Origin of the sequence: Paenibacillus qinlingensis, assembly GCF_013204845.1 — a bacterium.
Taxonomy (GTDB): domain Bacteria; phylum Bacillota; class Bacilli; order Paenibacillales; family NBRC-103111; genus Paenibacillus_E; species Paenibacillus_E qinlingensis.
Map to the genome: position 1 here is coordinate 98,773 of NZ_JABMKY010000009.1, position 12,773 is coordinate 111,545.

Annotated in this window: 8 protein-coding genes; 2 read left to right on the forward strand and 6 right to left on the reverse strand. The window is 43.3% G+C overall.

The genetic code is table 11. The annotated features are described in order from the left end of the window. Positions 1-17 precede the first annotated feature (17 nt). The 5 genes from HQN88_RS18000 to HQN88_RS18020 form a co-directional block, all read right to left on the reverse strand. Positions 18-1,658: a response regulator transcription factor gene (locus HQN88_RS18000; protein WP_173114951.1), complete on the reverse strand. Its 1,641-nt coding sequence runs from the start codon at positions 1,656-1,658 to the stop codon at positions 18-20. A 218-nt stretch (positions 1,659-1,876) separates the two neighbouring features. Then, positions 1,877-5,020 (reverse strand): alpha-mannosidase, encoded by a 3,144-nt coding sequence (locus HQN88_RS18005; protein WP_173114953.1) that lies wholly within the window; start codon positions 5,018-5,020, stop codon positions 1,877-1,879. 44 nt (positions 5,021-5,064) lie between these two features. Continuing rightward, positions 5,065-5,907, reverse strand: coding sequence for a carbohydrate ABC transporter permease (locus HQN88_RS18010; RefSeq protein ID WP_173114955.1), 843 nt, complete (start codon positions 5,905-5,907; stop codon positions 5,065-5,067). Further along, complete coding sequence (locus HQN88_RS18015) at positions 5,904-6,893, reverse strand: carbohydrate ABC transporter permease (protein ID WP_173114957.1); 990 nt, start codon at positions 6,891-6,893, stop codon at positions 5,904-5,906. Before HQN88_RS18015 ends, HQN88_RS18010 begins: the two co-directional genes overlap by 4 nt. Before the next feature lie 106 nt (positions 6,894-6,999). Further along, a complete protein-coding gene (locus HQN88_RS18020; RefSeq protein ID WP_173114959.1) occupies positions 7,000-8,499 on the reverse strand; it encodes an ABC transporter substrate-binding protein in 1,500 nt (499 codons plus the stop codon). Positions 8,500-8,771: 272 nt separating this feature from the next. On the opposite strand from HQN88_RS18020, the gene HQN88_RS18025 reads away from it, so the two are divergent. Together HQN88_RS18025 and HQN88_RS18030 are read left to right on the forward strand one after the other, a co-directional pair. Then, positions 8,772-10,535, forward strand: a complete 1,764-nt coding sequence (locus HQN88_RS18025; protein ID WP_173114961.1) for a sensor histidine kinase — start codon at positions 8,772-8,774, stop codon at positions 10,533-10,535. Further along, positions 10,532-12,190 carry a response regulator transcription factor gene (locus HQN88_RS18030; RefSeq protein ID WP_173114963.1) on the forward strand — a complete coding sequence of 553 codons (1,659 nt, stop codon included), beginning with the start codon at positions 10,532-10,534 and terminating at the stop codon, positions 12,188-12,190. The genes HQN88_RS18025 and HQN88_RS18030 overlap by 4 nt, the downstream gene beginning before the upstream one ends. Before the next feature lie 172 nt (positions 12,191-12,362). Here the strand turns inward: HQN88_RS18030 and HQN88_RS18035 are convergent, their stop codons facing one another. Beyond that, the gene (locus HQN88_RS18035; RefSeq protein WP_173114966.1) at positions 12,363-12,728 is read right to left on the reverse strand and encodes a helix-turn-helix transcriptional regulator; all 366 of its coding nucleotides are present in this window, start codon (positions 12,726-12,728) and stop codon (positions 12,363-12,365) included. Positions 12,729-12,773: the final 45 nt, after the last annotated feature.

Consider the following 12,773-nt stretch of genomic DNA (forward strand, 5'->3'; position numbering starts at 1 on the left):
TATATTGGAGCTTCAGTTTAATTCCCCCTGATCTCTTTGCGATAATCAGCCGGCGAGATACCGATGAAACGTTTGAACATTCGGCTGAAATGCTCCGGCGACTGATACCCCACTTGATACGAAATTTCATACCGTTTCAAATCAGTTACGGCAAGCAAACGCTTCGCTTCTTCGATCCGTACTTCGGAGACGAAGTCCCAGACGTTTTTGTTGGTTTCCCTTTTGAACAAATAACTTACATAAGCTGCACTGAAATGCACCTCACCTGCTATATCCTGAATCTTCAGCTCATGATTGCCATAATGATTGTGAATGTAAGCCGTTATGCGGGATACGACCGTCTGATCCCTCTCGCTAATACAGGCACGGATCACATCAGATAGCCCTTGAACATACTCATGTAGACAAGCTACTTTTTTGCTGATTTCCATACCTCTGAAGTAAACATCCGGATCATACTGCCGGAAAGAAGTACTTGATTCTTGTCCATTATCAAAGAGTAATCCATACAAACGGTACACCAATAATCCAAAGCAACTATGAAATAAACCTTCAGAATGCGTCAAGTTCGCAAGTATTTTCACAGCGGATTGCAGTTCCTGAGACAGCTTAACTTCATCGACCGTTTTCATGTGGAGCACGATTTCTTCCACCATGGCTGCCCATTCCATCATCCTCATATTGCCTAAAGCCGACATATCTTCATAATATAGCACGTTATTATCAGGGTGCAGCTTGCGCCATTCGATGGCTGCATTCGCCTCTTCCATCAGTTTCGGCAACATCGACAAATCCGGGCTAAGTGTACTCATTCCGACGGTGACGTCCACATTCAAATATTGCTTCAGATTAATGATGATCGTTTGACCGATCAGATTCAGTTGCGAATTCATCGGCAGCCGCGTATCCATGTTATCGGAAGCTTCCAATTGGATCACACAAACAAGCTGATTGCCAAATCCGTAAAAGGCAACACCACACCAATCCGATAGACTTTCTTCCAATATATTTACCGAGGCATATTTCAAAAGCTTTCGGTCCATTAATGTAATGTCTTGATTACTAAACCCACCCTTGCTCAGGTTCAAATGAACGGCGGCGATTCCGTACCAATAGCCTTGCTCCTTGAGTGAGTTACCGATTTCACGAAGCAGATCCTCATAATCTTTCTCCTGCAGATCAGTTTCCGTTACCAATTCGATGAGCGCTTCGTGCCTCTTTTTGAGCATATGACCATCTTTACCGCTATCCGATTCTGGTCGTTGCAGCGTCAATCTACCCATTTCCTTCTTCTCTTGCAGGGCTTTGCCTACAACGCGTATTAGTTCATCCAACTCTACGGGTTTAATTAAGTAATCCTTGGCACCTAATCGGAGCGCTCTCTTGGCAAAGTCAAACTTCTCATGGGCAGAAATAACAATAACTGGAAGATGAGGCTGTTCCAATAGAATCGCTTCCATCAGCTCAATCCCATTCATCATCCCCATCTGTATGTCCGTCAATACGAGATCATAAGTGTCCATGCGTAAGCAATCCAATGCCTCAAACCCATTCGAAGCGGTTTCCACATGATCGATCCCCAGCTCTGATCTCATCAAATAACTTTTAATTCCTGCGCTAACTGTCGGTTCATCATCCACGACCAGAATTTTATACATCGCCGGTTCCCCCCTGTAAGACAACCTACTGCCAAATATCCTCTATAATACCATGTTAGCCTTCGGCTTTTGCTCTGTCTATGATAATTTCAGGGAAGAACGTGATCGATTCTAGGATGATGGAAATGGAAAAAGCCCTCGTTTATAAGAAAACGAAGGGCACCTGAATTAAATCTTCTTAGCGCATAGCAATCCAAATCACTCTCTCTGTATCCAATTTAGAAGTATACTAAGAACGTCTTAATTTCGTAGGGATTCAACGCACAACTAATGATACTGCTCTCCTGCTTATCTGATTCAATCCGCTCCATGAGATCGCACTCAGCCCAACCTCGCATTGGCAAACTACTCGTGATATCTAATAAGCCTCGTGCCCCCGTGAACTCATGAATGCGCAAGATAACAGCGTTCTCATCTTCGGCTTTTTTCACAGCATCGATAATCGCATGTGGTGAGGACAAATTAAAGAGCGATAAACCAGCATGTGATGTGCCGCCGATTGCAACAGTTTGCGGACTATTTAAGGACCAAGCTTCACGCACGGTTTCTCCTTGTCTCCAATCGCCAGCGTGTGGAAGCAGCGCATACGTGAATTGATGCTCACCGCGGTCAGCCTCCGGATCAGGAAATACAGGTGAATTAATGAGCGATAAACGCATGACATGATTCTTGATGTCGTATCCATATTTGCAATCATTCAGCAAGCTAATCCCATACCCGTGCTCAGATAAATCAGCCCATTGCTGGCCGACAGTTTCGAATCTCGCGTAGTCCCAACTTGTGTTCCAATGGGTCGGACGCTTCACATTACCGTACTGAATATCATACGTAGCTTCTGTTGAACGAATGCTTACTGGGAAAGCAACTTTCAACATTTGCTCGCGCTCGTGCCAATTAGCCTTCGTTTTGAAATCAATGCGACGACTTTTCGTATACACGATTAGCTCTTGCACGATCTGTGATTGACCGAACATCCACTCGAAGCGTATGACCGCTCTGACGGGTCCAACCTCTGTTAAGGAGAATGAAAGTAACTCAGTAACTTCGCGTTTCTTTTCGCCATAATAAATATCAATGCCCCAAGCATCATCTCGTAATGGCTTATTCTCAAATACTTGCAGCACATTGCCAAATTCACCCGCTTTAAGCACTTCACGATTGTTCTCTCTGTCATAGATTCGCGTTAGCTGGCCTTCACTATTCCACTTCAAGTAGTAGAACGGAGTTGTTAGGCTATCTGTCTGGAAGTCAAACGAGTGTGATTGGGCACCTTTACTTTCGCTAGACTCAAAATGCAGTTCCGTTATCCCCATGGCAGGCACGCCTTGCATCTGAACGACCCAGCCCTCGCCGCTGCGTTGAGCAGGAAGATCCGTCCCTTCAGCACTAAACCATGTTCCGTTGTGATCCGCTTCGGGTACATAAACGGATTCATTGCGATTCCATGAAGCTGAGTTATACACAGTGTAAATACTTGCCTTTGCAAATCCTGCCTCCGATGTATCCTTCCGTGTGAGCTCCGCTAAAGATCTCTTCCACAGAGAAACAAGGGAATGGTCCGCTTCTTCATATTCCTGCCAGCTGTCCGTATACACCTCACGAATCGATGTTCCTGGTAAAATATCATGAAATTGGTTGCGAAGGACGGTTTTCCAAATCTTTAACAATTCATCCGATGGATATTGCGACCAATTTTCTTTTAGCAGCCCTTCTAGTACAAAAGTAAATTCACTTTCTCTCAACATGAGCTCAGCTTTTCGGTTCAAAAGCTTGTTGCGCGCTTGGCTTGTGTATGTTCCACGGTGATACTCCAAGTATAGCTCGCCATCCCACGTATGCACGTATTCTTCACTTTGTGCAACCCGCTCTTGAAGTCCTGCGAAATAATCATCAGCACGGCTTGTCTTCACATTAGGCAAGCCAGGCAGCACATCCAATCGCCGGCGCATCTCTAGCATCTCGCGAGTTACCCCACCGCCGCCATCTCCGTACCCGTAACAAAGCAGGAGCTCTTTATTGACTGCCTTATCTGTATAGTTATCCCATATACCTTGTACCGTTTGCGGGGTAACCATGCCATTATACGTGTAGATCGTATTCCCAGGTTCTGGTGTAGTAATAAAATGTGTCAAAATCTCAGTACTATCAATCCCCCGCCACATAAAGGTATCATGAGGCATCCTGTTGTACTGATTCCAACTGATTTTCGTCGTCATGAACGTGCTAATGCCCGATTTTCGCAAAATTTGTGGTAAGGCCCAGCTATAACCGAATACATCCGGCAACCACAAATAGCTGCATTCGACGCCAAATTCCTCACGTAGGAATCGCGTGCCGTACAAAATTTGTCTGACTAAGGATTCACCTGAAGTTAAATTGCAATCTGGTTCCAACCACATGGCACCGTCGGCTTCCCATCGTCCTTCTTTCACTCTAGCGCGAATTTGTTCATAAATTTCCGGATAGTCTTCCTTCATGTATTCATACAATTGCGGCTGTGTTTGTAAAAATAAATATTCAGGATATTGCTCCATGAGTCGAAGCACCGTCGAGAACGAACGTGCGCATTTCTCTCGCGTATGCTTCAATTGCCATAGCCACGCTACATCTATATGCGTATGCCCTACACAGTGAACGGTAATCGCTGAGTTCTTGTCTAGTGAATCTAGCTCGCTTTTAAGCACTGTACTCGCAGCTGCGACGTTCTCATAAAACGCTGGAGACCCTGGTTCTGACCAGCTAATTTGCAAAAATGCTTTATTCACTGCAGCAAGCAGCATTTGCTTGTCTGCACTGTTGTCAGAAAGCCGTTTAACCGTTTCTATCGCGGCTTTCGCTGTAAAATATAAATCATCTGCCGTTTCGTCCAGCCATGTCAATTCTGCCTTAAGGATCTTATGTTCCGCTTTATTGCGCGGTCCCCAGCTGCCATAGCCTTTCAAACCCGACCATAACCGAAAAGTAAGTGTATGCGACTCCGTTGTACATGCTGGTGGGAGCAGTACCTCTTGATGGTTCGTATCGACGCCTTGATAAGGCAAGCCATTCACATAAAGCAGCGATTCAAAGCCGGAAATGTGATTGGGTCCGGAGGTTCCGAAGTCGAAACGGCCAACAATTTTTCTGCCCTGCCATGCTTCTGGCGCTTTAACCTCCGTTCGAAGCCATAGGTAGGTATCGTTGCCTTCCCAAGAATCACCTAACTGAAGCGGTTCTTGATCAAATGCCGTTGGAGGTCGTTCCCCTATGTTCCCCTCCTCATCCAAAGCACATTGCAGAGAACGAATCGCAATAGGATCTCTATAGCGATACTCCGAAAGCTCGGCAATCCGTTTCTCAAGCTTTTCTGATGTATATAACATGTGTGATATCTCTCCCATTTTGTTTACTTGACCTGCATGAACAATTACCCTTTGATCGAACCCGCGATTCCTTCAATAAAGTACCTCTGCAGAAATAGGAAAACAATAATAATTGGAATCAATGACATACAGGCACCTGCTGCTATCCCGGTCCAATCCACTGTGTTCGTACCAAAAAAGTTATACATCCCAACTCCTAGTGTACGAAGCTCTGGTTTGCCTAGTGTGAAAATCAACGGCACTAGGAATGCATTCCATGCCGCAATAAATGTAAATATGCTAACCGTTGCAATGATTGGCTTTGTTAAAGGCAGCATAATGTTGAAGAAGATACGAGGTTGACTCGCGCCGTCCATGACACCAGACTCTTCGACCTCTTTCGGAATCGAAACAAAAAATCCCATGAACAGTAGTATGGAAACCACGTTAGACGGTCCTGCCTCAGCTAATACAACACCCATTAGGCTATTGTTAAAGCCAATTTTTACAATCAGCTCAAATAACGGAATAATGGTGAAACCCTTCGGCAAAAACATAGCCACAACCAGGGCTGCTAGTACGATCTTCTTGCCTGGCATATTACCGCGACCGAGCGCATAGCCCGCCAATGAGGACACAAGAAGTACGACTAAAATAACCATCAGAGTAACGAATACCGTATTAAAGAAATACAAGTAGAACTTAGCGCTTTCCCATGCTCTACTGAAATTGACTAGTGTCGGTTCCTTCGGAATTAACCGTAATCCCCCAAGAAACATTTCACCTTGCGACTTGAACGCCGAGGAGATCATCCATAAGAATGGATAACTCCACAAGAAGGTAATTCCGATGAAAAGGAGATGCATCGCGGTCTGAGCCAATGTTTTACCAGTGCGTCGTGTCCTCATGCCGATTGCCCTCCTTTGTCAGGTCTTACTTTTTTCATAACACCGGCTTGAACCAACACAATTAGAAATACAGCCATACTGAATACGATTCCCGCAGCAGAAGCGAAGCCATAACGTGTACTTGAGTACTCCGTTGTTTCAAATGCATAGCGGTAAATATAGGTATCAATAACATCGGTGGATTTGACAGGTCCGCCTTCTGTCATCGTTTTGACCAAGTCAAAGGGGTGAAGATTGCCTATGAATGTCAATAAGACAATGATAATACCAATGGGTACGAGCAACGGAATCGTAATTCGCGTAAAACGCTGAACAGCGCCAGCTCCATCGATTTTCGCAGCTTCATACAGCTCTGCAGGAATGGTTTGCAAGCCTGCAAGCCAATAAATAAGCGGCGTACCAAAGCTTTTCCATAGCGAAATAACTAATAAGGTGGGTAACGCTAGTTTTTGAGATCCCAAGAAGTTAATCGGGCTGTCTATCAATCCCGTTTTCAAAAGTACATCATTAATCGGCCCACCGAGCGGGTTTAATAAGATGACGAATACGATACCAACAACGGCTGTCGTCGAAATAACTGGCAAAAAGATTAAGAGACGATAAATATTTCTTCCTTTAACAGCAGGATGATTTAGAATAACCGCAACAATCAACGCTAGCGGTAATTGGATACATACATTGCTGATGGCAAATGAGAATGTAATTTTGAAAGCATTCCAAAATCCAGGATCTGTATATATCTCTATAAAATTGGCGAAACCAATAAAGTTCGTTGGTCTTCCTGTCCCATCCCAGTCAAAGAAAGCGTAGTACCAGCTTCCAACCATTGGCCAAATCGAAAACATTAGAAATAAAACCAGCATAGGCAATATGAACAAGTAGTGCCAGCGATGCTGCTTAATCCGTTTCCATAAAGCAGATGTCGCTGTTTTATTTCCTATTGCTGAGGTCGAGGATGGTAATGCCCTCTCTTGGTGTGCGTTCATTCCTTCCACTCCTTTTCCCGAGCCATGATATAATAGTCCCCCTTTTCCATAAAGAGATTCCCTCAAGCGCATAATCGCTCTTGAGGGAATATCCTCACGAAATCACTTATTTTCTAAGAAAATCTTTCATTGGATCCCACTCTGGGAATTTAAGGTCCTCGATCGTAATTTTGCTTCCGCCATCGCGTGCCTTTTTCATTTCAGCATCAATTAACTGATTAACTTTCTTGTCATATTCGCTAAATACCGCTTTTACGTCTTCATTGTTAATAATTGCTTTCACGCCAAGATCCTTAATTCTTGGTTTTGGCAGCCCGTCAGCAATTGGTTTGGACAGCTTATCCATATCTGCGTTTTTCAAACTCACATGTGGCGCCAAGCGTAAGGTCTCGTTCATCACTTGCAGCACTTGTTTCGAAACACTGTCCAACTCAATGCCATCATATGCCTTTGGAATAACGACCATTTCTTTGGATGATTGGAAATATGATTTTTGGAATTCAGCAGATCCGAAATAATCAAGTAGTTTCCAGGCTGCATCCTTCACCTTGGACCCCGATCCGATTACGAACTTAGGCTCAGCTGGTGTAGGTACATCTCTAAAGCCTTTGCGTCCCGTATCAGGTACTGGTGCTGCAGCAATACCAAGCTTAATGTCTGGTTTCAGCTTCAGAATTTCAGCAGCTTGCCATGCTGCACCAACGAACATCGCAACCTTACCTGCTGCGAATTGCTGATGCATTTGCGCCGGATCCCAGTTCTCCCAACCTGGTGCCAAAACTTTCTGTGCATTCAAATCGCGGAAAATTTCAACCGCAGGAGCCATGGAAGCTGCATTTGCCTGACCCGTTAGGAGGCTAATCGGCCAATCTCCCTCTTGTTGAAGAACTCCTCCTTCGTTCGATACAGCGAATCCTGCAATGGTAGCGGAGAAAGCACCCAGGTCTTTCCCCATGATAGAGGTACCGTACACTTGTCCTTTGCCTTCTTTGGTGATTTTCGCTGACATATTCTTGAATTCGGAATACGTTTTCGGTGGCGCATCAATACCATATTGTTTCAAAATGTCGACATTGTAGAATAAGGGTCTAACTTTACTGTAACGCGGATCCGCCAAAGGTACGCCGATCACTTTGTCTTTATAACGGAGCCAGCTATCCTTATCAAAGGTACCTTGTGGATATCTCGCCTTGAATTCCGGCGTTAAATATTCATCAATCGGTTGGATCCATCCATTGTCGGAAGCAAGCTGCCATTGCGCTTTACCACCTACGATGAAGAACACATCCGGCCCTTCATTCGTTGCAAACATTAACTGCACGGCATTGTTATACTGTGCGGATGGATTCAATTGCAAATCAACTTTAACATCCGGATTTTTGTCCATAAACTTCTTAACTTCTGCCTTATAGAATGCTTCATCTTCCGCCCTAGCTGAAGGTAGTACAACCTTAACCGTTTTTGGCGGTTGCTGTGCAGTAGGTTTACTAGTTGCTGGAGCAACGCTTTGTGCAGGTTCTACAGCGTTTTTGGAACAGCCAGCGGACACGATCGTTGTGCATAGTGCCAATACAGCCAATGCCGAAGTTTTGACTTTTTTGTTCAATGTGTTCGACTCCCCTTATTTGCTAGTTTGATTTTGTTTACAACTTAATTGTAGCAATCACTAACCTTTCGCAGTATCCCATCCTACTATAACCAAGGTGGATTAATCTATTGAAACTTGTCACTCATTCATGCGATTGAATAAGCACTATATATAAGAATTCTACGAACTATGTGGATTAATCTATAGCGACCCCAAAATACATTGACATGCACCCTTAGCTTGCTTAACAATTACTAATAGGAAAGATCACGATACAGGACAGGTGCAACATGGGAATTATTCAGCATTATTTGCGCTTCACGAAACGTATTCGTTTTAAAATTTTCATCCTAAATTCAACTGTCGTTATCGCCGCCGTACTACTCCTAGGTCTATTCGCTTACCGATACACACTCCAAATTGTGACGCAAAGTCAATTAGAGCGAATGGAAATACTAGCAGATCGTACAGAGGAACAATTAGCAAGAACTACGAGTGATTTGCAACAAGCACTTTCCTTAATCTCGAGTGAAATCGCCCAAACCAGCCTAACGGAAGAAGAAATTGCCGCTATTCTTAAAACGTACAATTATTCCCTGTACCCGCTAACACAAAGCTTATTTTTCATAGAGCCTTCAGGCCATGTTATTCAAACAAGTGGCAATTATTCAGTTCCACCTGAGATCTCAGATTACATTATTAACCAGACTGGCACTAAGATAATCAACTACATCGGACCTTACTACTCTCCTTCCAAAGGTCTCATTAGTACAGTGACAGCCAACGTCAGAAAAGGGACAGAAATTAAAGGTATACTTGCCATCGATATTAACTCTGAAAAGATCAATAAATTATTCATGGACAGTAATATTGATAAGGAAATTTCCACATTAGTCTTTAACAGCGAACTTCGCCCTATACTGAGTGACATCAAGTTGCGCGGGTCCTTCCAGCAGCAGGAATACTCTGAACTGTTTCCTGCTCTCCAAGATCTTGTATATACGGCTAATAATGAGACTAAAATTGTAAAGATCCATAATGATGAATATATCGTGCGGATCAGTACTCCCGATTTGTTCAAATTGAAATTACTTCACTTCGTAAATAAGGATCGCTTCTTAGGTGAAGTGGAAAAATTCAAAAATTATACACTTTGGTTCGCTGGTGTCTTCACCCTGATCGTCTTCATTCTCTCCCTCTACTTGGCGAGGTCGATTAATCAGCCAATCCAAAAACTAATCATACAGATGAACCGGATCAAAAATGGTAATTTGCATATCCGTATACGCCTAAAGCGTCAGGATGAGTTCCTATCCTTAGCTGATTCCTTTAATGAAATGCTTGACCGAATTGAAACGTTGGTAGATGAAAAGGTACTCATCGAGCAAGCCAAAAAGAAATTCGAACTCAAGGCGCTGCGTTCGCAAATTAATCCTCATTTTCTATACAATACACTAAATTCGATTAACGCACTTGTCGATCTGAATCGCACAGACGAGATCCCTAAAGTCTTGAATGCTCTCGTTCGACTGTTTCAATATACGATGGATCACGGACTTGAATTCACAGAGTTAGGCGCGGAACTGGAAGGACTCGAGCAATATGTGTATCTCCAACAAATTCGCTATCAGCACAAATTTGAGGTTCAATATTCCTTTGAAGAAGAATTACTGAGTTATAAAATGCTGAAGCTCTCTCTACAGCCAATCGTTGAAAATGCGATCTTTCATGGTATCAAAGGTAAGAAAAAAGGCGAGGGTATCATTCACATCGGAGGAGGCTTCATGAATGGCAGAACCTCTATTTTATTATTCGTGGAAGATAATGGGACTGGGATATCCCCTGAGCGACTTGCGCAGTTACTACTCGATAACTTAGGGAGTCCTTCGCCTGCTAAGCCAAAGGGTTTTAATTCAATAGGTCTACGAAATGTACACGAACGCTATCAGTTGCATTATGGGAAAGAATATGGATTAAGTATCACAAGTCAGGAAGGAATCGGCACTAGAGTTGAACTTCTAATGCCAGCAATAAAAGGAGATGACAGCTTATGAAATCGAATTTGATTATAAGCGAAAATATACGTTGCATTATTGTGGATGATGAGGATTTAGTCCGGGAAAGATTCCGTATTGGATTCCCATTAGCTGAGAATGGCTTTGAAATCGTTGGAGAAGCCGAAGATGGCGAGGAAGCACTGGAGCTGTGCAAACAGCTCAACCCCGATATTGTCATTACAGACATCGTCATGCCACGGATGGATGGCCTGCAATTAACTGAACACTTAAAAACCTTGATGCCACGTGTAAAGGTTATCATTTTATCCAACTATCAAGAGTTCGATTTCGCCCGCAAAGCCGTTCAACTCGGAGCTATTGGCTATCTCTTGAAAATTACTTCCGGGCATCGTGAGCTTCTCGATCTACTCGAACGTGCTAGAAAAGAAATTGAATTAGACCGTGAATTATTACTTGAGAAGATCCAGGAGAGACATCGTTTCCAGCAAAGTAAGCCGTTACTTCGCAAACAATTCATCATGAATGTGATGGACCAAATGTATGCGACTCCAGAATCTATTCGTAAGGAGTTCTCGATGCTCGAGCTTCACCCCTTATCCTACGGTTTTACGATAGCTTACCTGGAAATCGATAAATTTCCTGAGTTGAAACAAACCTTTCATTCCCGAGATATCTCCTTATTTAAGTACGTATTGATGCAGATGATTGAAGAGGTCAGCTCCACCCACTACAATGGTAATCTCTTTCCTTGGACCGAGGAAAATTCCTTATGTTTATGGCTGCACTGGGATTCCGCTTATCAAATGGAGCAAGCAGAGTCGCAAGTCCTCTCCTTGTTCCAAAAAATAAATGAGTTTATCAAGCTTTATTTACCTTTTACAGTTACGTCTGGCTTCAGCAACGCCAAGAGGCTCTCCTTGGATCACAGCCAGCTCCCGACACGCTTGAAAGAAGCGGTTAACGAAGCTATCAGTGCAACTACACAGCGCTTCTATAATAATTTAGGTATGGTATATACTTATTCCCATTTCACACCTTATCACGCATTAGGTGAAGTACAGAAGCAAGCGTTGAATAATAGCTTACAAAGCATTAATCCGTTTGTAGATGATAGCAGCCTGCGAAGGAGCCTTTACGAAGAGGTCGTAAGTAAAATTCAAGAGCAGCATGTTCAACCAGCACAACTCATCAGTTGGTTAGAAGAACTAACCAATCATTGGACCGCGAATGATCCATTAGGTGCTACAGCTCTAATCGATTCCCTTGAATTAGTTGAGGTCCTACAGGATGTTGAAGCCTACCTACTTCGATTGATGCAGTGGAAACGGACCATTCAGGTATTATCCAGTAAAGACAATCACTATCGTATTGAAATTCAGGATGCGCTCGATTATATTAATACCCATTTCCACAAACCGATTAGCGTGACTGACGTGTGTCAGCATCATCAAATAAGTCCTAACTATTTCAGTCATTTATTTAAAGCCCAAACAGGCAGCAATTTCTCAGATTATGTCACGCACTATCGGATGCAAGCAGCCAAGAAGCTGCTAAAGGAAACAACACTTCAAGTCCAAGAAATATCCGAACGAGTGGGAATTCCCGATTATAAATATTTCACAAGATTATTTCGTAGATCCACAGGACAAACACCTAGTGCCTTCCGGGAGCAATCAAAAATTCCCACATGATCTCCCCCACTATAACGGTTTGTAGATACTTCAGAAAATTTATTTTGCGACATACTTGGCTCTCGGATATTCGTATCCACAAACGAGAACCCACGTTCAGCCGTTCAGGCTGAACGTGGGTTCTCGTTGTTCTAAGTATACTGAGTGGGGACTGTAGATGAGTTGAGCGTTTTTAGGTATCTGCCTGACGATAATGATAGGGAGTTATACCCTTATGACGTTTAAATACACGAGTAAAATAGGACGCGCTGTTATATCCGATTTGCTTACTAATTTCTTGAATGGGCAGGGATGTGGATCGCAGTAACTTGGTGGCTTCATGAAGTCTTCGCGAGGTTAGATACTCGGATAGTGTCCCTCCCGTTTCCTGATGAAATAGATGTGAAATATGAGATGGAGACAAATAGAGTACGGTGGCTAGTCTTTCCAACACGCATTTGTGTTGATAATTGTCATCCACCCATTCCATCATTTTCTCTGAATAACGTGGGAAACGGTTGAACACTTTTGTGTCTGACAGCAGCACATCCGTTTGCAATTTCTTTCCCTCCTTCATAAAAAGCTAGAAAAGACAGGCTGAATT

Excerpts from the sequence above, each read along its gene's own strand:
- HQN88_RS18005 (WP_173114953.1), bottom strand. The coding sequence starts at position 5,020 with ATGTTATATACATCAGAAAAGCTTGAGAAACGGATTGCCGAGCTTTCG.
- HQN88_RS18015 (WP_173114957.1), bottom strand. The coding sequence starts at position 6,893 with ATGAACGCACACCAAGAGAGGGCATTACCATCCTCGACCTCAGCAATA.
- HQN88_RS18000 (WP_173114951.1), bottom strand. The coding sequence starts at position 1,658 with ATGTATAAAATTCTGGTCGTGGATGATGAACCGACAGTTAGCGCAGGA.
- HQN88_RS18010 (WP_173114955.1), bottom strand. The coding sequence starts at position 5,907 with ATGAGGACACGACGCACTGGTAAAACATTGGCTCAGACCGCGATGCAT.
- HQN88_RS18030 (WP_173114963.1), top strand. The coding sequence starts at position 10,532 with ATGAAATCGAATTTGATTATAAGCGAAAATATACGTTGCATTATTGTG.
- HQN88_RS18025 (WP_173114961.1), top strand. The coding sequence starts at position 8,772 with ATGGGAATTATTCAGCATTATTTGCGCTTCACGAAACGTATTCGTTTT.